The 21,373-nt window shown below is 42.0% G+C and carries 28 protein-coding genes; 10 read left to right on the top strand and 18 right to left on the bottom strand.

The annotated features are described in order from the left end of the window. Positions 1–54: 54 nt before the first annotated feature. Positions 55–228: a 50S ribosomal protein L32 gene (gene rpmF / locus RZ44_RS02175; protein WP_035807975.1), complete on the bottom strand. Its 174-nt coding sequence runs from the start codon at positions 226–228 to the stop codon at positions 55–57. Then, on the bottom strand, positions 228–749 hold the full coding sequence (locus RZ44_RS02170) for a YceD family protein (protein ID WP_035807972.1): 522 nt from the start codon (positions 747–749) through the stop codon (positions 228–230). Before RZ44_RS02170 ends, rpmF begins: the two co-directional genes overlap by 1 nt. Before the next feature lie 137 nt (positions 750–886). Here RZ44_RS02170 and RZ44_RS02165 point away from each other — a divergent pair, with 137 nt between their 5' ends. Beyond that, the gene (locus RZ44_RS02165) at positions 887–2,020 is read left to right on the top strand and encodes a nucleotidyltransferase (RefSeq protein WP_035807970.1); all 1,134 of its coding nucleotides are present in this window, start codon (positions 887–889) and stop codon (positions 2,018–2,020) included. Here the strand turns inward: RZ44_RS02165 and coaD are convergent. After that, positions 2,007–2,498, bottom strand: coding sequence for a pantetheine-phosphate adenylyltransferase (coaD, locus tag RZ44_RS02160; protein ID WP_141638967.1), 492 nt, complete (start codon positions 2,496–2,498; stop codon positions 2,007–2,009). The genes RZ44_RS02165 and coaD overlap by 14 nt on opposite strands. Before the next feature lie 9 nt (positions 2,499–2,507). Continuing rightward, positions 2,508–3,080: a 16S rRNA (guanine(966)-N(2))-methyltransferase RsmD gene (gene rsmD, locus RZ44_RS02155; protein WP_074431607.1), complete on the bottom strand. Its 573-nt coding sequence runs from the start codon at positions 3,078–3,080 to the stop codon at positions 2,508–2,510. Positions 3,081–3,107: 27 nt separating this feature from the next. Here rsmD and RZ44_RS02150 point away from each other — a divergent pair, with 27 nt between their 5' ends. Beyond that, positions 3,108–3,479 (top strand): DUF7147 family protein, encoded by a 372-nt coding sequence (locus tag RZ44_RS02150; protein ID WP_035807966.1) that lies wholly within the window; start codon positions 3,108–3,110, stop codon positions 3,477–3,479. Between the two features lies 1 nt (position 3,480). On the opposite strand, the gene RZ44_RS02145 is transcribed toward RZ44_RS02150, so the two are convergent. Beyond that, positions 3,481–3,744, bottom strand: coding sequence for a DUF2129 domain-containing protein (locus tag RZ44_RS02145; RefSeq protein ID WP_035807964.1), 264 nt, complete (start codon positions 3,742–3,744; stop codon positions 3,481–3,483). An 87-nt stretch (positions 3,745–3,831) separates the two neighbouring features. Between RZ44_RS02145 and RZ44_RS02140 the strand changes: the two genes are divergently transcribed. Further along, the gene (locus tag RZ44_RS02140; RefSeq protein WP_035807961.1) at positions 3,832–4,752 is read left to right on the top strand and encodes a glycerophosphodiester phosphodiesterase family protein; all 921 of its coding nucleotides are present in this window, start codon (positions 3,832–3,834) and stop codon (positions 4,750–4,752) included. Positions 4,753–4,836: 84 nt separating this feature from the next. Here the strand turns inward: RZ44_RS02140 and RZ44_RS02135 are convergent, their stop codons facing one another. Next, a complete protein-coding gene (locus RZ44_RS02135; protein WP_035807959.1) occupies positions 4,837–5,274 on the bottom strand; it encodes a YlbF/YmcA family competence regulator in 438 nt (145 codons plus the stop codon). Between the two features lie 127 nt (positions 5,275–5,401). Between RZ44_RS02135 and RZ44_RS02130 the strand changes: the two genes are divergently transcribed. Then, positions 5,402–5,773: a YugN family protein gene (locus RZ44_RS02130; protein WP_035807957.1), complete on the top strand. Its 372-nt coding sequence runs from the start codon at positions 5,402–5,404 to the stop codon at positions 5,771–5,773. 55 nt (positions 5,774–5,828) lie between these two features. Here the strand turns inward: RZ44_RS02130 and RZ44_RS02125 are convergent, their stop codons facing one another. The 7 genes from RZ44_RS02125 to cyoE form a co-directional block, all read right to left on the bottom strand. Continuing rightward, on the bottom strand, positions 5,829–6,290 hold the full coding sequence (locus tag RZ44_RS02125) for a DUF420 domain-containing protein (protein WP_074431606.1): 462 nt from the start codon (positions 6,288–6,290) through the stop codon (positions 5,829–5,831). Positions 6,291–6,301: 11 nt separating this feature from the next. Further along, complete coding sequence (ctaG, locus tag RZ44_RS02120) at positions 6,302–7,261, bottom strand: cytochrome c oxidase assembly factor CtaG (RefSeq protein ID WP_035807954.1); 960 nt, start codon at positions 7,259–7,261, stop codon at positions 6,302–6,304. Positions 7,262–7,399: 138 nt separating this feature from the next. Then, positions 7,400–7,741, bottom strand: a complete 342-nt coding sequence (locus RZ44_RS02115; RefSeq protein ID WP_081962341.1) for a cytochrome C oxidase subunit IV family protein — start codon at positions 7,739–7,741, stop codon at positions 7,400–7,402. Further along, positions 7,742–8,368 carry a cytochrome (ubi)quinol oxidase subunit III gene (locus RZ44_RS02110; protein WP_141638966.1) on the bottom strand — a complete coding sequence of 209 codons (627 nt, stop codon included), beginning with the start codon at positions 8,366–8,368 and terminating at the stop codon, positions 7,742–7,744. It abuts the gene before it with no gap. Continuing rightward, a complete protein-coding gene (locus RZ44_RS02105; protein WP_035807947.1) occupies positions 8,368–10,287 on the bottom strand; it encodes a cytochrome c oxidase subunit I in 1,920 nt (639 codons plus the stop codon). The genes RZ44_RS02110 and RZ44_RS02105 overlap by 1 nt, the downstream gene beginning before the upstream one ends. Positions 10,288–10,289: 2 nt before the next feature. Further along, a complete protein-coding gene (gene coxB / locus RZ44_RS02100; RefSeq protein ID WP_035807943.1) occupies positions 10,290–11,423 on the bottom strand; it encodes a cytochrome c oxidase subunit II in 1,134 nt (377 codons plus the stop codon). 30 nt (positions 11,424–11,453) lie between these two features. Continuing rightward, positions 11,454–12,374 (bottom strand): heme o synthase, encoded by a 921-nt coding sequence (cyoE, locus tag RZ44_RS02095; protein WP_035807940.1) that lies wholly within the window; start codon positions 12,372–12,374, stop codon positions 11,454–11,456. Between the two features lie 319 nt (positions 12,375–12,693). Here cyoE and RZ44_RS02090 point away from each other — a divergent pair, with 319 nt between their 5' ends. Further along, positions 12,694–13,593 carry a COX15/CtaA family protein gene (locus RZ44_RS02090; RefSeq protein ID WP_035807939.1) on the top strand — a complete coding sequence of 300 codons (900 nt, stop codon included), beginning with the start codon at positions 12,694–12,696 and terminating at the stop codon, positions 13,591–13,593. 105 nt (positions 13,594–13,698) lie between these two features. Next, positions 13,699–14,700 carry a cation diffusion facilitator family transporter gene (locus RZ44_RS02085; RefSeq protein WP_035807938.1) on the top strand — a complete coding sequence of 334 codons (1,002 nt, stop codon included), beginning with the start codon at positions 13,699–13,701 and terminating at the stop codon, positions 14,698–14,700. A gap of 50 nt (positions 14,701–14,750) precedes the next feature. On the opposite strand, the gene RZ44_RS02080 is transcribed toward RZ44_RS02085, so the two are convergent. Continuing rightward, on the bottom strand, positions 14,751–15,929 hold the full coding sequence (locus RZ44_RS02080; RefSeq protein ID WP_035807937.1) for an FtsW/RodA/SpoVE family cell cycle protein: 1,179 nt from the start codon (positions 15,927–15,929) through the stop codon (positions 14,751–14,753). A gap of 39 nt (positions 15,930–15,968) precedes the next feature. Beyond that, a complete protein-coding gene (locus tag RZ44_RS02075; RefSeq protein WP_035807936.1) occupies positions 15,969–16,259 on the bottom strand; it encodes an Fpa/YlaN family protein in 291 nt (96 codons plus the stop codon). Positions 16,260–16,414: 155 nt separating this feature from the next. Here RZ44_RS02075 and RZ44_RS02070 point away from each other — a divergent pair, with 155 nt between their 5' ends. Further along, entirely contained in the window at positions 16,415–16,900 is a 486-nt protein-coding gene (locus tag RZ44_RS02070; RefSeq protein ID WP_052108733.1) for a hypothetical protein, read from the top strand. Positions 16,901–16,933: 33 nt separating this feature from the next. Here RZ44_RS02070 and RZ44_RS02065 read toward each other — a convergent pair whose 3' ends face one another. Next, positions 16,934–17,308: a YlaH-like family protein gene (locus RZ44_RS02065; protein WP_231856241.1), complete on the bottom strand. Its 375-nt coding sequence runs from the start codon at positions 17,306–17,308 to the stop codon at positions 16,934–16,936. Positions 17,309–17,329: 21 nt separating this feature from the next. Continuing rightward, complete coding sequence (typA, locus tag RZ44_RS02060; protein ID WP_035807933.1) at positions 17,330–19,159, bottom strand: translational GTPase TypA; 1,830 nt, start codon at positions 19,157–19,159, stop codon at positions 17,330–17,332. 136 nt (positions 19,160–19,295) lie between these two features. Here typA and RZ44_RS02055 point away from each other — a divergent pair, with 136 nt between their 5' ends. The 3 genes from RZ44_RS02055 to RZ44_RS11230 all read left to right on the top strand — a co-directional run bounded on the left by RZ44_RS02055 (position 19,296) and on the right by RZ44_RS11230 (position 20,537). Then, positions 19,296–19,487 (top strand): DUF5325 family protein, encoded by a 192-nt coding sequence (locus RZ44_RS02055; RefSeq protein ID WP_035807930.1) that lies wholly within the window; start codon positions 19,296–19,298, stop codon positions 19,485–19,487. A 166-nt stretch (positions 19,488–19,653) separates the two neighbouring features. Beyond that, positions 19,654–20,214, top strand: a complete 561-nt coding sequence (locus RZ44_RS02050; protein WP_035807928.1) for a hypothetical protein — start codon at positions 19,654–19,656, stop codon at positions 20,212–20,214. Between the two features lie 68 nt (positions 20,215–20,282). Beyond that, positions 20,283–20,537, top strand: a complete 255-nt coding sequence (locus RZ44_RS11230) for a hypothetical protein (RefSeq protein ID WP_141638965.1) — start codon at positions 20,283–20,285, stop codon at positions 20,535–20,537. Here the strand turns inward: RZ44_RS11230 and RZ44_RS02045 are convergent. Then, on the bottom strand, positions 20,525–21,337 hold the full coding sequence (locus RZ44_RS02045) for an inositol monophosphatase family protein (RefSeq protein ID WP_035807926.1): 813 nt from the start codon (positions 21,335–21,337) through the stop codon (positions 20,525–20,527). The genes RZ44_RS11230 and RZ44_RS02045 overlap by 13 nt on opposite strands. Positions 21,338–21,373: the final 36 nt, after the last annotated feature.

Here is a 21,373-nt window from a genome sequence, read left to right as displayed (position 1 = left end):
ACGGCCCGAAAACCTTAGTACTAAGATTTTCAGGCCGTTTTCTTATAAAGGCAATTAGTTGGCTACAACTTCTTCGCCTTTGTAGCTTCCGCACTCTTTACATACACGGTGAGCTAATTTAGTTTCACCGCAGTTTGAGCATTCTACCATTCCTGGTAATGAAAGTCTCATGTGTGAACGACGTTTATTTTTACGTGTTTTTGATGTTCTTCTTTTAGGTACTGCCATTATTTTTCCTCCTCATCGCTTAGCTTTAAAGCTTCTAGTTTTTGTAATCTCGGATCCACAGCCGGCTTTTGGCCGCTGACTTCCGCTTCATCCATTACTGTCCAACCACTTGCTCCTGATGACCCGGGTAGTTCATCACTCTCAGTATAAACTGTCGGTAAGTTAACGATCAGCAGTTCTCTGACTACAGGCTCGAGATCCAGCGTATGGATCAGCGGATGCATGTTGTCATCTTCTGTTTCCTCGTCTTCTTCAAGTGTTTCATCAAACACTTCGACAGATTGTATCTCGAGTGGCAGACTAACGGTATCACCGCTCCGGCTGTCGATCATCTTAACAACCGCCGATATATGCAAGTCAACATCTACTCGATGACGTCCGAAAAACATATCTCCGTAGACATTAACATCTTCTACAGCGAGTATGTCCGCACGATCCAACAATGTGTCTAACTGAACAGTTTCATTAAAAGTGAATTTGTCACTGGCATACTTTCTTAGTTGGGAAAGTGACCATTTCATATAAATTCCACCTCTTATGAGCACAACAGATATTGTACAATTATAAAGAAAAAGTGTCAAGTTTTTTTCTTAACAAATAACTTCAATCTGTCTAATAATTTGATACACTTAGTATAACATTTATCGGGGGTTTATGTATGAAAATTTTAGCATTAATTACAGAGTACAACCCATTTCACAACGGACATATTTACCATATCGAACAGGCAAAGGCTCTGACAGAGCCCGATGTGACTGTCGCGATTATGTCGGGCAGCTTTACCCAGCGCGGCGAAATCGCAGTGACAGATAAGTTTACACGTACAGAAGCCGCGCTTCAGCACGTCGACCTGGTTGCCGAGCTGCCCTTTTTAAACGCGGTCAGCTCAGCTGACGACTTTGCACGGGGCGGCGTTCACATTGCCAATCTGCTGCAGGCAACGGATCTTGTTTTCGGAAGCGAATCCGGTGACATCGATGCACTGGTGAATGCCGCAGCAGAGTCCCGCCGCCTTGAACATTCTCCGGAATTCACGGAACTGTTAAAGCAGGGCTACAGTTATCCGCGGGCACTGAGTACGCTTGCAGACAATGCACTGCTCGCTTCACCGAATGACACGCTCGGCATTGCATACATTAACGCTGTCAATGAGCTCGCCTCTCCGATTCGCCCGGGTACTGTTAAACGTGTCGGCAATAATTACAGCGATACCGCATTGTCGGACGCCGGGTTTTCCAGCGCGACAAGTCTCCGCGGTGCACTGTTTGCCGGTGAAACCGCAGAAGCTGTGAAATTTATGCCGGAAAGCCTAGTGAAAAAAATGATGTCCGGCCACCTCGCATCAAACGAGGACTTTTACAGCACACTGAAAACAATCATTCTGACACGCTCACCGGAAGAACTGAGAAACATTTATATGATGACCGAGGGACTCGAACACCGGCTGCAGGATAAAATACGCAGCGCCGGCAGCTACGATGAATTTTTATCAGCAGTCAAAACAAAGCGCTACACATGGACACGACTCAGCAGACTGATGATTTCCATTCTGCTGAATATTACAGATGAAGTTATGAAAGAACACACACTTACCAGCAGCGTCCGTATTCTCGGTATGAACGACAACGGCAGAAATTATTTAAAATCTCTTGAAGATGTCAGCATTATTACTAACGTCAATAAAAAAAGCCGCGACCTTGTATCACACGAAGTGACGGCCACGGAAGTCTACAATACATTCACCGGTTCAAAGAAAACCGATTTTAACACACCGGTCATTATTCTCCGTTAAATTTTTTCTTTAATGCCTCTTCAATCAGCGGCGGGACGATGTCTTCGATCTTGCCGCCGTATTTTGCAACTTCTTTTACGATGGATGACGAAATAAACGAATAGTTGTTATTCGTCATGATATACATCGTTTCAATCTGGCTGTCGAGCTTTCTGTTCATGCTCGTCAGCTGCATTTCATATTCAAAATCACTGACTGCACGCAGCCCTCTGATAATCGCATCCGCCTCTACCTGCTGACAGTAGTCGATTAGCAGACCGTCGAACTGAACCACTTCGACATTATCCAGATGCTTTGTCACCCCGGATATTAAGTCGATACGTTCAGCCGGTGAAAACAATCCTTTTTTAGATGAATTTCTTAAGACCGATACATAGACTTTATCGAAAATTTTGCATGCGCGTTCAATAATATCCAGATGGCCGTATGTAATGGGATCAAAACTCCCCGGCACCACTGCAATTTTCTCTTTCGCCACACTGTTCCCCTACTTTCCTTCTTTAATAAGCACCCATACTTTAATTGAACCGTAATTATGTTCCTTGACGATTTCAAATCCGGGATGTTTAAATGTTTCATTTTTACCTGCTTCAGCGACAATTCTGCCGCCGTCATGTAAAATATTATACTCTTCTATCAGTTCGAGACTTTTATCGATAAGTTTTTTATTGTAAGGCGGATCCAGGAAAATTAAGTCAAACGACTTTTCCCGTTTTCCCATCGCCTTCAGTGCGCGGCGGTAATCATTTCTGAAAATCTCCACAGGCTCATCGATGCCCTTCGTATTTTCCTTAATAATTTTAATTGCATCGCCGGCACCGTCGATTATCATCGCACTGTCCGCCCCGCGGCTCAGCGCTTCAATGGCAAGGCCGCCTGTCCCCCCGAAAAGGTCCAGGACGCTCCCTTCAATGGAGCCGAGCATACTGAATACACTTTCCCGTACTTTGTCGCTTGTAGGCCGTGTATCATTGGATTTTAATGTGTTCAGTTTCTTCGCTTTATATTTCCCGCTTATAATTCTCATAAGTATTGCCCTTTCATTTGGCTCTCTGGTCATATATTATAATTTATAGGAGTTGATTACATGCAAAAATTCATCACGATGGGTGAAGGTTACCACGAAATATTTGAATTGCAGGCATTGATTGAATATAATCATGAACGTGTCCGGCACGCAATATTTTTAGACAACGATAAATCACCTGCAACATTCCTGCTGATTATGAAACCTGTTGAACAGGACCTGCAGGCAATATACACGATTTATAACGGCATCGCCATTAAAGACGGCGAAGGTAAAAAATATCAGTTAATAAAATCATGGTGTGAGGATAAAAACCTCAGCATCGTTGAATTCTCAACAAAATCACCGGAAGATTTTTATGAACGTGAACAGTTCTACCAGTATTTAACCGGCATTTTAAGACTGAATCACCTGATTCTGCCGATGACATAAACTATATCACGCGATAATCCTGTTTTTCTTTATCTTCAGTGTGATATTCGCGTTTTATATTCGGGTACTCACTGAGAACTATATCCGTGACAAACTTCAGTTTGCCAAGATCTGTGAGCGTCTTATCCAGTTCGGCTTCATCGACATACAAAAGAACATATTTCTTCGTTTTATTAACGTAAATTAAATGTCCGTGCCGTTTCAATTGTCGAATGAATTTATTTTGTTTAAAATAAACATATATACCAAGTCGGTTGACTATCATTGACTGACCACCTATCTAAATCTTTAGAATCATAATAACATATATTCTGTATGTTTTTTAAATGAATATCTCATGGAGGTTTCCAACATGGCAAAATGTATTAAAAGAATGGCAACAGCAGTCGGCGTCGCAACCGGTCTGACACTCGGCCTCTGGGCAGGTACTAAATTATTAAAAGAAACGAAAGTCCGCGATATTAAACCATACTTCAAGCAGCGTTCACCGTATATTTTTGCACACCGCGGCGGTATGGGTCTTGCGCCTGAACATACACGCATCGCTTTTGACAAAGCATCGGAGTTTAACGTTGAGGGATTTGAAATTGATATCCGTCTGACAAAAGATGAAGAAATCGTCGTTTTCCACGACGCATACGTAGACAGAACTTCCAACGGTGCAGGTAAAGTAAGCAACCTGACGCTCGCAGATTTAAAAGAGCTTGATTTCGGTTACCACTTTACTGATGTTGAAGGCAATCACCCGTACCGCGGACATGACAAAGCTAAAATTGTTACACTCCGCGAACTGATTGAAGAATACCCGGGAACGTTAATCAACATCGATATTAAAGATGATCCCGAATCCTACGCGGGCAGCCTTGTTCCAAGTCTGCTCTACCGTTTAATTACAGAACTCGGTGCGGAAGACCGTGTACTTGTAACAAGTTTCCACGACGCACAGATTAAACAGTTTAATCTCTACGCTGAGGATTCTGTGGCACTTGGTGCCGGCGTTGATCAGGTCAGCCGTGCATTCTTTATCCACCGTGCAGGCTTCGGACATATGTATGAACCTGCGGCAGATACGTTCCAGATTCCGGCAGAATATAACGGCATCCGCCTGGATACGAAAGGCTTTATCGAATTCCTGACGAGCCTGAACATCGCAGTCGGCTACTGGAATATTAATAAAATGGATAAGATGGATGAACTCATCCAAAAAGGTGCACACACTATTGTGACCGACTATCCGGACATCAGCTACCACCTGTTAAAAGACAGATACTAATAATTCCGACCCGCATCGAGCGGGTCTTTTTTTTCAGAAAAAAGAACACGCACCATCCCGGTACGTGCTCTTCTAAAGTATATATTAACCTGCGCAGCTGCAGCTTCCGCCTGTTGCACAGCCGCTGTTTGAACTGTTTGAGAAAAATGGATTGCTGCTGACGATATTAGCATGCGGACTGACCGACTGACCGATAATAAAAAGCACTTCATCCAGCAGTGACTGCAGCTGAAATTCCGCTCTTCTGTATTCCATAATAATCGGATGCATATCCAATGCTTTTTTATACTGGTTGATTTCTTTTCGTTTCGAACTGAAATCCGGGTGATATTTACCGAACCGTTCAACATCGGTAAAATCCTCTTTTAACCGTGCAAAATGTTTAATCATTTTACTGACTTCATCATCCGTATCGAGGAGTGCTTTATATTTACAGTAGTTATAATACTCTTCTGTCTCAGTAATCATATCGTTTAGAGAGTCTAGTGAATCCATAATTTCAAAATCTGTTGTCATTATCATATAATCACCTCTCCCCAATCATTTTATCATATTGATACATTTGTTACTATATGATAAATACCATTTGCAACTGGTATTGTAATAGATTAAAATTAGGGTAATGGATAAATGATAGGGGGCAAAAATGATGGTTTTTGAAAACTCAGGTATTGAAAATATAGTCATTCCACAAGGCTCACTGCAGGATATTATGAACCACAATGGTTGTGTTCTTGGCGGCAGCTGGGATTATGAGCGTATGACTTTCGATTATAAATACGAAATTCCTGAAGGTATTTATTACTTACGTTTTCCTGGATATGCAGTGAACGGCGACGTTGGTGCAAACAATGCAACAATGCAGCTGATGGACCCGTACATGGGTAAACACTACTACCCGACTGGTATCGAATACGGCAGTGATGAAGTATTCCCTGAACGCATCGTTGAACATGCGATCAGCAAGATCAGAGCAATAAGCAAAGAATTAACTGAAGTTGCAGCTTACCACCAGCAGTAATCGCTGCTACATAAAAAACCTCTTACAGCATAACTGTAAGAGGTTTTCTTTAATTTTAGTGGAATATCGCATCCCATAAACCTGTCGTTTCTCCACCCGGATATAAAACATAAAGAATAATGTAAACCATAACTCCGGTAATTGCAGTAAGCGACCAGATAGCCGCTGCAGTCATACCGAATTTTCTGTGCTGGCGCAGCTTGTTCTTTTTGCCTGTAAACACCTGGATTCCTCCGAATATCCCACCTGTTGTCGACAGTATAATATGACTGATCAGGAAGATTACGTAGTAAATTTCAAGCCAATCAGGACCGCCGAACTGCGTGTTACCGAGGAACACTGTTTTTGAAATATAAACAATGAAAAATGCCAGAGCAGAAATTGCAGCAAATGTCATGAACTTCTCATGAGTCTGCACATTTCCTTTTTTAACATGATAAATGCCGATTGCCATAAATATCGCACTCAGTACGATAAATGATGTACTGATTGTCGGCAGGATAAAATATATGTCCAAGTTGTTGCCTCCTATACTCTAAAGCGTTCGTTCATTTCTTTTTGCGCCTGAGCTTTAGCTAAAGCACGTTCTGTAATCTGATCTTCATTCTGGCGCTCTTCGTTAAACCACTTGAAGAAGATGTGCGCAAGCATTACACCAAAGAAAACTTCCTGCAGCACTTTCATAATAATTCCGCCCGTCTGCTGATCGATCAACGGTGTGGTATTAGTGAAATATTCAGGACCGGAGATCATACCCGCTCCTGCAATGCTGTCAAGAATACCGGCAGGTACACAAAGTGCCATCGCATTCAGCCACGCTTCTCCTTCAGTAAATGTCGCATACATCGGAGATCCCGCAAAGATAATGAGAGCACACGCTGGTGTAACAAATGCACCGATACCGAATACGTAAAGCAGCTTAAACAGCCCGCCCATGTGTTTTTCTTCAGGTTCAACCTTATTGAATATCGGGTAAAATGCCATTACTGCTGTCAGGAACATAATCGCGAGAACGAGTGTATGTAATGTGGAACTCATCTTCAGATTATCCATGACTACCGGCAGGTGATAAATTGAAAATGCAGCTATCAGCAGCATAAGTGAAAACAGCGGCTTGTTTGCTCCAAGACGCAGTACCGGTCCGATTACCGGCAGTGATACTAAATATTTCTGTAAATATTCAGGAATACTGAAATACACTAACGGTGCAATTAAAAACAGCACAAAAGCCATCTGCACCATGTGGAATGTAAACAGTATATGACTTAACAGATCGATTGGTGCCCCGTACATCGCATATAGTAAAATCATATTGACTACAAACAGTGCGCCTTCTTTTTGAGTCAGCGGGCGCCCGCCTTCAAATTCCCTGTACCATCTTGTCGTCACAAGAAAAAATACTGCTGTCAGTAAAATGACGAAAGCCAGGAAAAATGGACTCCAAAGTGCCATGAAACCAAATATTTTTATTGAAGTTATATTTTCCATCCGTACCACCTTAAATTTGTCCTTATTACTTCTATTATAAAATCATTGCCTTTATAACTCAAGACGATAAAAACACACAAAGTGACAAACTGTTGACCAAAAAAAAGATGACCTCTTACGAGGCCATCTTTTTTTGTATTAAATCGGTGAACCGATCCATACGATATAAATGAATGTTACACAGAATGCAATTGCAAAGAACATTCCCACAACCATGAACAGTTTGGCGAAATCATGCCCGTCATCTTTCATGTGCATGAAATAGTAGAACTGAAGAATAACCTGGATGAATGCGAAAAGCATTACAATCCCTAAAATGAATGTTGCGTTAAAGTCCAGTGCCACCATGCCGAATGCCATGAATGTCAGGAAAATCATAAGTCCAAATCCTGTAAGCTGCAGACGCATTTCTTTAGTTCTCTGGCGTCGAAGATTTCTCAGCTGAGTTTCTGTCATTGTTTTTGCTTCTAGTTCTGCCACTTATATCACTCCTAACAGGTAAACGATTGTGAAGATGAATACCCACACAACGTCAATGAAGTGCCAGTATAATGCTGCAGTGTTAACTTTTGCTGCAGTGTATACTGATAAACCGCGCGATGCGTTACGGATAATAAGACCCGTAATCCAGATCAGACCGATAATTACGTGGAAACCGTGTGTACCGATCAGAATGTAGAATGCACTACCGAATGCGCTTGATCTGAATGAATGTCCAAGGTGAACATACTCATAGAACTCGTAAATTTCAAGTGCAAGGAACCCTGCACCAAGTAATACTGTAACGGCTAACCATAACTGCATCTTGCTGAAATTGTTGTTACGCATGTGGTATACAGCATATACACTCGTCAGTGACGATGTAAGAAGTAACATCGTCATGACAAATGCAAGTTCAAGGTGGAACAGGTCAGCTGCAAGCAGGTGATCCGAGCTTGGCACGCTGTCTTTCAGTGCAAGGTAAGTCGCAAATAGTGATGCGAATAGTACAGTCTCTCCGCCTAAGAATGTCCAGAAACCGACGAATTTATTCTTACCTTCGAGTGTTGCTGTCTCCGGGTGCTCAGGCCACTGTTCGTTAGGGACATTATATTTCATTTCAGCCATTATTTTGCACCCCTTTCAAGTTCTTCAAGATCTCTTAAAACTTCTTCTTTAGTTACATAGTAGCCAAGGTCGTCTTTGAATGAACGTACAATCATTGAAATAAATGTAATTGCAAGTCCGATTACAAGTACCCAGAACGCCCAAGGTCTTACCGGTAAATCTGCCACTGCATCGATTGCCCACTCTTTACCTGAAGCAAAGTAGAGCGCACCGAATGAAGCGACGAACAGTCCTAATGACATTACAAATGGAATGATTGAGTTGTTCGGCATGTGGAAGTCATCCAGTGATTCAGCCGGAAGCATTTCTCCGTTGCCTTCTTTCTTCTCAATCCAGAATGCGTCAAGTCCGCGGATTAACGGAATCTGTGCAAAGTTGTAATACGGTACCGGAAGTGGAAGTGACCACTCAAGTGTACGTCCGTCGCCCCATGGGTCGCGGCCGACTCTTTCGTTTTTAGCTACTGTAATAATAATGTTGATTACAAGTACGATAACAGCCAGTGCCATAAACAATGCACCGATTGTTGATATCATGTTTGCTGCGTTGTAGCCCTGTCCATCGAGATACGTAAACACTCGACGCGGCATTCCCCATAGTCCTAAGAAATGCTGGATAAGGAATGTCAGGTGGAAACCGATAAAGAATAACCAGAATGTTATCTTACCTAATTTTTCACTCAGCATAGTAGCGAACATCAGCGGCCAGTAGTAGTGAAGACCGGCAAGCAATGCGAACACTACCCCGCCTACGATTACGTAGTGGAAGTGAGCGACGATAAAGTACGAGTCATGGTACTGGTAGTCAGCCGGAGCTACTGCCTGCATGATTCCCGTTACCCCACCCATTACGAATGAAGGGATAAATGCAAGTGCGTACATCATCGGTGTTGTGAACTCGATGCTTCCGCCCCAGATCGTGAAGATCCAGTTAAATATTTTAATACCTGTCGGTACTGCGATTGCCATTGTTGCTAATGCGAAAATAGCGTTAGCTGTCGGTCCCAGACCAACTGTGAACATGTGGTGTGCCCATACCATGAATCCGAAGAAACCGATAAGCACTGTTGCGAATACCATTGCCGAGTAACCGAACAGACGTTTACGGGCAAATGTCGAGAATATTTCAGAGAATATCCCGAATGCCGGAAGGATTAGAATATAAACTTCCGGGTGACCGAAGATCCAGAACAGGTGCTCCCAGATAATCGTGTTACCGCCGGCTTCAACAATAAAGAAGTTGGAACCGAACATACGGTCAAAAATCAGTAGGAAAAGACCAACTGTTAACGGTGGGAATGCAAAGACAATCAGTACACCTGCAACAAGTGTAGTCCATGTCATAAGCGGCATTCTCATATACGTCATACCAGGTGCTCTCATCGTAATAATTGTCGTTACAAAGTTAATACCCGAGATTAATGTACCCGCCCCTGAAACCTGAAGTCCAAGTGCGTAGAAGTCAATCCCGTGTCCAGGTGATGCAATTGACAGTGATGCGTAGCTTGTCCAGCCGGCATCCGGTGCTCCGCCTAAGAACCATGACAGGTTAAGGAAGATACCACCAAAGATAAATAACCATACACCCAATGCGTTCAGGAATGGGAATGCTACGTCACGCGCACCAATCTGGAGCGGTACGGTAGCGTTCATAAACGCAAATAAGAGCGGCATCGCTGCAAGGAATATCATCGTTGTACCGTGCATCGTAATTACTTCGTTAAACAGTCCTGCTGAAAGGAAATCGTTATTCGGCACTGCAAGCTGAATACGGATCAGCATTGCTTCAATACCACCGAGTACGAAGAAGAATCCACCAGCAATCAGGTAAAGTATACCAATTTTCTTATGGTCAACGGTTGTCATGTAATCCCAGATTACCGACAAGAAACCGCGTTTTTGTGCTGTTGCCTGTGACATTCCTAGTTACCCCCCTCTTCTGACTCTTCATCTGCAGCTGATTCAGTTAATGACGAAACGTCACCTGAACCTTCCTCAACTTTAAGTTCCATTAAGTATGATGCTACTGCCTGAATTTCTTCGTCAGTTAATTCATAAGTACCTGCCATTTTGTTATCCGGTTTAAATGACTCCGGATCTTTAATCCATGCTTCAAGGTTTTCCTGATTGTGTTCCATGAATCCGGCGATTAAATCACGGTCACCGAAGTTCGTTAAGTTAGGACCCATGGCACCCGGGCTTGTCGGTGTAGCTGCGTGACAACCCATACATGAGTTATTGAAGATTTCCTCTCCGCGCTGTGCATCTTCAGATGAAGCCTGTACAGGTTCTTCAACTGCTTTCATATCTGCAAGCCACTGATTGTACTCTTCTTCAGGTAATGCTTTTACTTTAAAGTCCATAAGTGCGTGTGACGGTCCGCAAAGCTCGGCACATTTGCCGTAGAATAAACGGTCCGCTTCCTGAGATGCTTCATCGTCGAATACTAAGTAGAAGCTGTTGATACCGTCGATATTAGTATCGAGCTTACCGCCTGCTGCCGGTACCCAGAATGAGTGTTTAACATCTGCACCCTGAAGGTTGAAGTAAACTTTTTGGTCTGTTGGAACGACAAGTTCCTGAGCTGTTACAACTTCTTCGTTTGGATATTCAAATTCCCACCAGTACTGGTATGCTCTGACATTGATTACTGTTTCTTCAGCGTTTACATTGCCGTCAGCATCTGTCATTGCTTCAGTGTCTGCCTGTTTAAATACGTAGTAAACAGTCGGAATAGCTAAAACGATAAGCAGAAGAATCGGAATCGATGTCCAGATAACTTCAAGTGTGTGGTTACCGGAAACATCAGCCGGTTCAAAATCCTCACCTTTTTTACTTCTGCGGCTCTTCAATACTGCAACTGTGAACAGTACAGTAACGACTGCAATTACAAGCACCATAATAATGATTGATAAAATCATTAAGTTAAACTGTTCCTGTCCAACTTCACCTGCAGGTCTTAAAGTACTTAATTCATTCGTACCACAACCGGCAAGGAAAAGAGTAAGAGCTGAAACTAATAATAGTGCCTTACCTTTAAGAAAACTTAAATTCATTGTTAGACCCCTCTTTCATTCATTTACTTTTTAAATATTCACAAGTAAGCCGGCTACGATGATCATGACGAAAAATATCACAACGTAGTTAAGTGAAAAGACAAATATTCGCCCGGCATAGCGATTATAGTCCGTAATCCGTTTGAACCGGTTAACACTTAAGTAAAACCAGATAATATTAAGTACGGCTGTCAGTGCAACAAACCATGTTCCGAGTTCAAACATCATCAGTGGTGTGAACAAAAGAAGTGTCACCCAAAGAATAATGGAGTTTCTGGTGCGAACATTCCCCTTCACAGAAGGAAGCATCGGAATACCCGCCTCTCTATACTCATCACTGCGTCTGATGGCAAGTGCATAGAAATGAGGCATCTGCCAAAAGAACATTACGATGAACATCGACCACGCTAATATATGTAGTTCAGGCTCAAAAACAGCCCAGCCTATTAGCGGAGGCATCGCTCCGGGGATCGCTCCTATAATTGTGTTTGAGACAAGATGTCGTTTTGCGAAAATTGAATATACAACTGCATAACCAAACGCTGCGGTTAACCCTAGAACCCCGACAGTCGGATTGATTAAAAATAACATTGCCAGACCGATCCCGACCATCGTAAATCCGATTGCCAGAATCTCTTTGCCTGAAAATGTTCCGTCAATACTCGGTCTTTCCTGTTTCGACTTCATCAGTCTGTCAATATCTCTGTCGTAGAAATTGTTAAGGGCACAAACGCCTCCGATGACTAGTGTTGTACCGAGCAGCATCAACAGCATGACAGGTATTGCTTCGAAAAATGAAATGTTATAATACATAACAGCAAGAAAGCCAGCTGCAAATGCAGGTATTAAATTCGCTTTAATTATGCCGTCCTTGATGAGTGTTTTAACTGCTTTCCAATCTTTACTGCGTGCTGTCTGATGTACCTCTTGCTGGTAAACATCACTGTGCATCTATACGCCCCCCTTTCATAAACAAACACATTTACCTTTAATAATAGATTATCCCGGTCACATTTTCTATACATATTTGAAATTAAATTGTTACTTTTTGCATTGTTCATGAATTATTCATCAATATGCCTCATTATGATACGGGATCTGATTTATACTCAGAAGAGTATGGTATGAATCTCTACACTAATTAATTTTACCATAGTTTTATAAATTGTTAAGAGCTATTCAAAACTTTGCACATTGCAAAGAACGCTGTACTGATATATATTTATTATTTGTATAGCGAACAGAAACGCGATTGTTTGAGGTGTTGCATTTGTATAGAAATTTAAAAATTGTAGCAGTTATTACGACATTGATTATGGTCTTCGTCCAGATTGGTGGCGCACTTGTTACAAAAACAGGTTCTGAAGACGGCTGCGGAGAAACCTGGCCGCTGTGTCACGGACAGCTTATTCCGAAAGACTGGCCGCTCGATACGATTATTGAACTCGCACACCGTGGAGTTTCAGGCATTGCTATTATTTTCCTGCTGGCGCTGGGATATATGGCCTGGAAACAGATTGGACATGTCCGTGAAGCGAAATTCCTCATCTACCTGTCACTCAGTTTTATTCTGATTCAGTCACTGATTGGAGCAGCAGCTGTTATTGGTATATGGGAAGGTGACTTCGTACTTGCAGCCCACTTCGGTATTTCATTAATATGTTTTGCTGCGGTGTTTCTGCTGACAGTACTTATTTTTGAAGTTTCCTACGGACAGCACGAACGCAAAATTGTGGTCAGTCCTTTCTTAAGGTACAACACGATACTGCTGACTATCTACATATATTTTGTAATATACAGCGGAGCTCTTGTCAGACACACAGACTCTTCACTGGCATGTACGGAATGGCCTCACTGCATGCCGGGTACAATTATGCCGGCTAACTTTTATCAGTCAGTGCAGATGGGTCACAGATTCCTCGTTGGAATTTTAGCAATCTGGATGCTGCTGATTCTTATCCATGTACTGAGAAAATACAGTGACAAGAAGCTGATTAAGTACTGTTGGATTATAGCATTTACTCTGCTGATGATGCAGGTAATTACAGGTATGCTTTCAGTCTTTACAATGGTTAATATTTTCATCGCATTATTCCATGCTTTATTTATCACACTCCTGTTCGGACTGTTATGCTACTTTATTATGCTGTTATCGAGAAATAAAGATTAGAACTGTTAAAACCGCCAATCCTAAAATTGGCGGTTTTTTTACATATATTTCCCTCTTTTTGGGTATTGCATTTTAATGTCTTTATTATTAAGGAGAGGGATTTTATTGAAAGAAATATTTGCTTTACTTAAAAAAGGGAGTATGGCAGCGCTGACTGCCGCTATCGTAAACTTTGTTCTTGCAGGTCTTAAAGGCCTCGCCTTTCTGTTTACGGCAAACGTCGCTATGTTCGCCGAAATGATGCATTCACTCGGTGACGCGATTAACCAGCTTTTCGTGTTTGCAGGATCCAGCCTGTCAAAGAAAGCACCGACTAAAAGATTTCCGTTCGGGTTCGGCAGACTGGTCAACCTCGTCTGTCTCTTCGCCATTATTATCGTTGCAATTCTTTCATACGAAACAGTGAGGGAAGGTATTCACCATATTGTCGAGCCGCTCCCAGCACAGACCGACACAACAATGCTGCTGATAAACCTCGGTGTCCTGTCAATCGCAGTTATACTGGAAGGTTTTGTCCTCTACAAAGCAGGCAAAGAACTGCTGCAGCAGGCTGAGCAGCCATATGACGGAATTAAGCCGCTCACACTGAGTTATAAACATATGAACCGTGCCAAACCGGCAACCAAGCTTGTCTTTTTAGAAGATACAGTAGCGACTTCCGGTGCGCTGCTCGCTATTATCGGTATACTGCTCGGCCGTTTCGCAGGCATCGAACAGGCAGAAGGTGTCGTATCGGTAATGATTGGTCTCATGATGTTCTATATTGTTTATAAAGTGTTTATGGAAAATGCGGCAGGTGTGCTTGGTGAAAGCGATCCGCAGATGGAACAGCGCATTTCACAAATCGTCTTCAATCACAATGATATTAAAGATATACAAAGACTAATCGTGATGAAAGAAGGAGATGACCTTCACGTAGAAGTCGTAGCAGAAATCGCTCCGGACTTAACTGTCGAATACACAAACAAATTACGTGATGATATTGAAGAAGTCATTATGAAACAAAGTCATATCGCTGATGTGAACCTGGAATTCGAAGTTGACGACGGCCGCCGGTCATGGCCGAAAACACAAAATCAGCTCGATAATAAAACAGGTAAAATATAAAACGGCATAACAAAGCCTCCGGAAAAAAATTTCCGGAGGCTTTGTTACAATTATTTCTTCAGTTCAATTTCTTTCTGCTTAACGTGTTTGGCCGCGATAATCAACAGACCTATCGCAATCGACACGCTGAGGAATGATGATCCGCCGTAACTTAAGAGCGGCAGCGGCACTCCTGTCAGCGGGATAATTTTTGAAATACCGCCGACGTTTATAAATACCTGCATCGTAATATACATTGCGACACCGATACAGATGATTCTGTAAAATGTATCCGTGGAACGGTGGGCATAGGATAATGCCTTCAATATAATTACCAGGTACAGCAGGACGATAAATAATACGCCGATCAGACCGAGTTCTTCCGCGATAACCGCCATTATAAAGTCCGTATGCGGTTCCGGAAGATAACCGAGTTTAATTATTCCATTGCCTATGCCTGTACCGAACAGGCCGCCGTGGGATATCGCGATCAGTGAGTTGGTCAGCTGATATCCCGTTCCCATCGGGTCGTTAAAGGGATGGAAGAACGTCTCGATACGGTGCATCTGGTAATTCGACAGCACGGAGCCGTTCACCAGATAGAGTACACCTGCGATGACTCCGAGCGTTACTGTTCCAAGCGCTGCTGTCCAGCCTATTACCTTCAGCGGAATACGGATATATAAAAACATACTGAGAATAATCGCAGCAATAACCATCCACGTACCGAAGTCGTTAATCATAACCATCCCTGAAACCACGAGAATAAATACAAGTGGAATTATACTCGTCAGTTCATCGTTGTCGATTCTTTTTTCTCTTCTTGAATATATGTACGCTAAATACAATATCGCAACGACTTTAAAAAATTCAGATGACTGAAGGCCAAAACCTCCGACTCTGATCCAGTTACGCTGCCCGTTGACCTCGGTACCGAAAAACATCGTTACCAAAAGCAGAATGATAATTGCTCCGAGCATCAGCAGCTGGACACCTTTCATCTTAAAAAAGTTCCCGCTCATAAAGTACGTCATAAAAAATACGAGGCCGAAACCGAGAATGATAAACATCAGGTGTCTGATATAGTAATGTTCAGAATTACCCTCGTTCATCTGTGCAGGTACCATACTCGCACTGTATACCATGACCAGACCGATGAGCGATAGTGCAACATATGCGATTAATATTAAAAAGTCAACGTACTTGGAATACGATTTAACGTAGTTGAAAAAGTTTTTTATAAATTGCACGGCTGGTCCCTCATTTAAAAAAGTCTAAAGAAATATTCTTTAGACTTGATTCTTTTCTTTTTCCATATATGCTTCGTGTACTTTGGATACTTCAACTTCAAGATGATCCAGTATATCACGGCCGTCTTGTGCGTCAACCAAACCAAGTCTCACTGCAAAATTTATTTCTTTCGATAGTCCGAACATTTGTGTATCCAGTACTTCTTCAAAAACCGGACACTGGGGCATCGTTAAATTTTCCATTTGAACTTCGATTAGTTGGAGAATTCTGTCGGCGTCTTTGTCCAATTGATCATAAGCAGTTTTACTTAATTGTTTTTCAGCAGACACGCGGTTCCCCCCTCATTTACTCTTCATAAAATTTTATCTTAACGTTCGGCAAAAAGCAAGTGACATTCAAGGACGTAATCGTGAATGTTTATGTTTCCATTGTATAATTTTATAGAAAACTTTGCTATAATTTTTAAGCAAAGGGAGCGATATTTATGATTATTCAACTTACCGGCAATGTCCGTTATCAAATTACCCTGGATCCATCGACATGGATATTCGATGACCGCAAAATTGTCCTCGAGGATTTACTGTCACATGGGGAAGACAGCGAGGAAATCACTTTTAACGATGAATCTGAATGGAACCGCCAGATTATCGAAGGCGAAACTAAACCGCCGACTTTGAAATCCGAAAAGAAATTTAAGAAACGCGAACTGCTGGAAAGTTCATTCGTTATCAGTCTGGCACCATTCCTTGAATATGCCGAAGCATATGAAGACGAGAATGCTAAAATTGTTTTTGTACATAATGACGGTGAAACAGAACTGCTCTATAAAGACCGCGAAACGTTTTATGCACATTTCTCAAACAAAGGGAAACGTCTGCACGAAGACGGATTATTTGATCTGCTCGTCGTCGGCGAAGACGGCATCGAAAAAGAACGTCTGGTTTACGTAACTAAAATTGAGTTCCAATAAAAAAAACGCGAACATAATGTTCGCGTTTTTTATTTATTGCGCCGGCGGCCCTTTCGGCTGTGCAATGTTTCCTTCTTTTCTTTCTTTATGCAGTCTGTATCTGTAGCCGGCAAGAATAATTGCAATAACAATTAAACACTCGGCAACAGGATAAAATGCTCCGAAAAACGTTAGGAATATTACACCGATAAACATCAGTATATAAATAACCACCGTTTGCCACAGCTTCACTTTGCGGGCAAATCCCAGCTGATACACGATAGCACACAGCACGAAAATCGTAATGAATAAATACCACATACCTGCCTCAGGATTGGAATCCAGACCATATAATCTCCCAAAGAAAGTGAGACGCTCAGTTAAGCCTGTCCCACTTTGTGTGTTCAGGAGAATGAGAGGATTAAACAACTGCCTCACTCCACTTCACTATTATTGCTTATTTTTCTTATACGCTTTTTCACGGGCGTTTTTCTCTAAAATCTTCTTGCGCATACGAACTGTTTCAGGCGTAATCTCAACAAGCTCGTCGTCATTAATATATTCAAGCGCTTCTTCCAGAGTCAGACTTCTCGGTTTCTTCATCGTAGTCGTCTGCTCTTTTGTTGCTGAACGGATGTTGTTTGCAGCTTTTACTTTAGTGATATTTACTGCAAGGTCATTTTCACGTGAGTTTTCACCGACGATCATTCCTTCGTAAACTTCTGTACCCGGCTCCATAAAGTTCGTTCCGCGTCCTTCAAGTGCAAGGATTGAGTACGTGCTTGCAGCACCTTTATCAATCGATACAAGTACACCGTTTCGGCGTCCGCCGATACGTCCTTTAACTAACGGTCGGTATTCTTCAAAAGTATGGTTAATAATACCATAGCCGCGTGTCATTGACATAAATTCTGTACGGTATCCGATAAGTCCGCGTGCAGGAATAAGGAATGTCAGACGAGTCTGTCCGTTACCTGTTGTTACCATATCGAGCATTTCACCTTTACGTGCGCCCATAGATTCGATAATGCTTCCCGTATTTTCTTCATGTACGTCGATTTGTACACGCTCAAACGGCTCACATTGAACTCCGTCAATCTCACGGACGATTACTTCAGGTTTTGAAACCTGAAGCTCGAACCCTTCACGGCGTAAATTCTCAATAAGAATAGACAGGTGAAGCTCACCGCGTCCTGCCACTTTCCATGCATCCGGCTGATCTGTCGGATCTACACGAAGCGATACGTCAGTCTCCAGCTGAAGGTGCAGACGCTCTTCAATTTTTCTCGCTGTAACGTGTTTACCTTCACGGCCTGCAAACGGTGAGTTGTTTACTGCAAATGTCATCTGCAGTGTCGGCTCATCGATATGCATTATCGGCAGTGGTTCCTGAACATCAGTAGGAGTAATCGTTTCACCTACATTGATGTCCTCCATACCGCTAATTGCAATCAGATCCCCGGCTTTCGCACTGTCAATTTCTACACGTGTCAGTCCAAGGAAACCGAAAATTTTCGACACTCGGAAGTTTTTAGTCGTTCCGTCCACTTTAATTAATGATACTGTTTCACCAACGTTAATCGTACCGCGGAATACGCGTCCGATTCCGATACGGCCGACATAGTCGTTATAGTCCAGCAGTGACACCTGGAACTGCAGCGGCTCGTCACTGTTATCAACAGGTGCCGGTACGTAATCTAAAATAGTATCGTAGATTGACTGCATGTTTTCATCCTGCTGACCCGGTTCAAGACTTGCTGTACCGTTCATTGCAGATGCATATACAACCGGGAATTCAAGCTGTTCATCATTCGCATCAAGTTCGATAAATAACTCAAGAACATCGTCTACTACTTCTTCAGGACGTGCACTCGGTTTATCAATTTTGTTTACTACTACTACAGGTTTTAAGTTTTGTTCCAATGCTTTCTTCAGTACGAAACGCGTCTGAGGCATTGTCCCTTCATATGCATCGACAACGAGGATTACCCCGTCAACCATTTTCATAATGCGTTCCACTTCACCGCCGAAGTCAGCGTGACCCGGTGTGTCTAAAATGTTTATACGCGTATCTTTATAATCGATTGCCGTATTTTTTGCCAGAATTGTAATTCCTCGTTCACGTTCAATATCATTCGAGTCCATGGCACGTTCTTCAACGTGTTCATTTTCACGGAAAATACCGGATTGTTTTAAAAGCTGGTCTACCAGCGTCGTTTTACCATGGTCTACGTGTGCAATAATTGCTATGTTTCTAATGTTTTCTCTCAGGTTCATCAAGAGGATTTTCCCTTCGTATATAGAATATCTTTATAACCGTATCAGTATACCACATTTTTTACCAGTTTGAACATTCAGAGATTTATTTTTTGTGATATAATTCAAAATAAGACAAATGACTTTTAGGGGACTACTTATGGAAAAGAAAAAATCAAAAGCTGTATTTTTAATACTGGCTGTTCTCGCAGTGGCAATGATGGTTGCATTTTCAGTGTTTATCGCCGAAGAAATGATAGTTATGGCAATACTGTCCGTCGTGGTGTTTATCGCTATTTTCGGTGCGGGTTTTACACTGAAAAAAAAGTATCGTGAGAATGACTGGCTTTAACTTCAGTTTTAAATTAACTGCTTGTTAATTATAACAGATTTCCTTATTTGTATTGAAGAAACGGGGAAATCTGTTGTATTTTTTTGCCTTTTTTTAAGTTTCTGTGTTTTGACCGTATTATACGACCGGTTAATAATGTATCTATCATTATTAAAGGAGCTTTGCCGTGAGACAAAAAAATGAAAAACTGAAAGTCTACGAATTTCTGTATAACCGGTTGCCTTTTAGCGATGACGAAACTGAAGAATACGAAGCAATGCAGCGGATGGATCTGCTGGAGGAGCATTTCGATTTGTATCTCAGCAAAATTAATAAGGAAAACATGGAGCTGTTCTGGCATTGCGAAGTAATCATCGGCACAGATCACGAGCTGATAAACGTACTTCTGGCTACGGAGTACTGCTACTACCTTTTCATTCTTCACGATTATGCAGGCGAACATTTTATTAACCCTTTCAACATTCTGATCGACAGCAGTTACGAAGCAGTTTACGATTTAAACAGAACAGAAAAAGTATATGAGAAATTTAAAGAAGCACTGATTGATGATGGAACATTCCAGCGCCCTATTATTATTAAACATGTCGTGATGAATGAGACGTTCAGACTGGTTAAACGTCCGTCGGATCAGTTTTTATCGCTTAAAAATCTGCCTTACTATTTAAAGGCCATCGAGCACAGTGCAGTCATGAGAAAAAAGCAGCCGCGTCCGGGATTGCAAAGTTAAAAAACCGTGCGGTAGTCTCGAACGCAGCTGCCAATGAATTTACGCACGGTTTTAAATGCACCGCATGCATGGAGTTTAAACTCTCACTTCTGAGCAGTAAGCTGGTAATATGCGAAGCCTGTCATACCATCCATAACCTGGAGAGTATATTTACCAATTACTTTGATATGCTGAATCTCTTAAACATTACACAGCCATACAGTAAAAAGGATATTAAAAAACATATTAACGTGCCGCTCAGTAATTATGCACTGCTGAAATACATCGGAAAATTATTTACAAAGCCTTCAAAACACGCCCAGCAGTATTATTATAAATCGTGAAATGCATCATGGAACTCATGCAGAGATTTATCTTCTGTAAAATGCCCGATAATTTCAGAGTGAATTTCCGGATTTCCGCTGATGACACTTGTCGAGCTTAAGAGCGGCAGGTCTTTACCGTATATATCCGTTGTTTTGTATCCGAGTTCACCTGTAATTATCGAACCGCCGGTATAATCCCACGGGTGCAGTTTGAAAAACATCAATGCCGAAATCTGGCCTTTTGCAAGCATTGCAAATTCCAAGGCTGCCGAGCCGTATGAACGGACGCTGCGAGACTTCGCCATAATTTCAAAAAATGGATCCCGGGTCGCTTCTCTGAGAATTCTCTTAGGATTAACAGCAACGAGAGACTGATTTAACGGAACGTTCTCAGCCTGATGCAGTGCACTTTCATTTAGAAAGGCACCACTTTTATATTTGGCATGATAGAGATCCCGCTTCATACAATCATAGATTAACCCGCAGTACGGTTCACCGTCGATAAACACGCCGATGGAAATTGCAAAATTCTCTCCCTGATGTACAAAATTTAAAGTACCGTCAATCGGATCGACAATCCAGATGACACCATCAGTATCACTTATATTTTCACCATGTCCCTCTTCACCGATAATGCGGTGTTCCGGAAAACGTTCCAGTATTCTGGCGTATAAAAACTGCTCTGTTTCTTTATCGACATCCGTAACCAGATCATTTGGATTTGATTTGCTGTCGATCTGAAAATTCTGAGTCATGCGTGTTTCGATAAATCTACCTGCTTCAACGATTAATTCTTTGCCAAAGTTATATATATCCATGAATACACCTCAATCATTTGATTGCTACTCAAGTTT

It is taken from the genome of Jeotgalicoccus saudimassiliensis (assembly GCF_000756715.1).
Taxonomy (GTDB): Bacteria; Bacillota; Bacilli; order Staphylococcales; family Salinicoccaceae; genus Jeotgalicoccus; species Jeotgalicoccus saudimassiliensis.
Note: the sequence above shows the minus strand (reverse complement) of the source record. Positions and strands in the feature narration are given on the sequence as shown.

Coding starts and splice junctions, on each gene's coding strand:
- cyoE (WP_035807940.1), bottom strand. CDS start 12,374: ATGCACAGTGATGTTTACCAGCAAGAGGTACATCAGACAGCACGCAGT.
- ctaG (WP_035807954.1), bottom strand. CDS start 7,261: ATGGAAAATATAACTTCAATAAAAATATTTGGTTTCATGGCACTTTGG.
- RZ44_RS02170 (WP_035807972.1), bottom strand. CDS start 749: ATGAAATGGTCACTTTCCCAACTAAGAAAGTATGCCAGTGACAAATTC.
- RZ44_RS02150 (WP_035807966.1), top strand. CDS start 3,108: ATGCAAAAATTCATCACGATGGGTGAAGGTTACCACGAAATATTTGAA.
- rsmD (WP_074431607.1), bottom strand. CDS start 3,080: ATGACCAGAGAGCCAAATGAAAGGGCAATACTTATGAGAATTATAAGC.
- RZ44_RS02140 (WP_035807961.1), top strand. CDS start 3,832: ATGGCAAAATGTATTAAAAGAATGGCAACAGCAGTCGGCGTCGCAACC.
- RZ44_RS02145 (WP_035807964.1), bottom strand. CDS start 3,744: ATGATAGTCAACCGACTTGGTATATATGTTTATTTTAAACAAAATAAA.
- RZ44_RS02165 (WP_035807970.1), top strand. CDS start 887: ATGAAAATTTTAGCATTAATTACAGAGTACAACCCATTTCACAACGGA.
- RZ44_RS02135 (WP_035807959.1), bottom strand. CDS start 5,274: ATGATAATGACAACAGATTTTGAAATTATGGATTCACTAGACTCTCTA.
- RZ44_RS02070 (WP_052108733.1), top strand. CDS start 16,415: ATGATTATTCAACTTACCGGCAATGTCCGTTATCAAATTACCCTGGAT.
- RZ44_RS02055 (WP_035807930.1), top strand. CDS start 19,296: ATGGAAAAGAAAAAATCAAAAGCTGTATTTTTAATACTGGCTGTTCTC.
- RZ44_RS02130 (WP_035807957.1), top strand. CDS start 5,402: ATGGTTTTTGAAAACTCAGGTATTGAAAATATAGTCATTCCACAAGGC.
- rpmF (WP_035807975.1), bottom strand. CDS start 228: ATGGCAGTACCTAAAAGAAGAACATCAAAAACACGTAAAAATAAACGT.
- RZ44_RS02105 (WP_035807947.1), bottom strand. CDS start 10,287: ATGTCACAGGCAACAGCACAAAAACGCGGTTTCTTGTCGGTAATCTGG.
- RZ44_RS02045 (WP_035807926.1), bottom strand. CDS start 21,337: ATGGATATATATAACTTTGGCAAAGAATTAATCGTTGAAGCAGGTAGA.
- RZ44_RS11230 (WP_141638965.1), top strand. CDS start 20,283: ATGGAGTTTAAACTCTCACTTCTGAGCAGTAAGCTGGTAATATGCGAA.
- RZ44_RS02110 (WP_141638966.1), bottom strand. CDS start 8,368: ATGGCTGAAATGAAATATAATGTCCCTAACGAACAGTGGCCTGAGCAC.
- coxB (WP_035807943.1), bottom strand. CDS start 11,423: ATGAATTTAAGTTTTCTTAAAGGTAAGGCACTATTATTAGTTTCAGCT.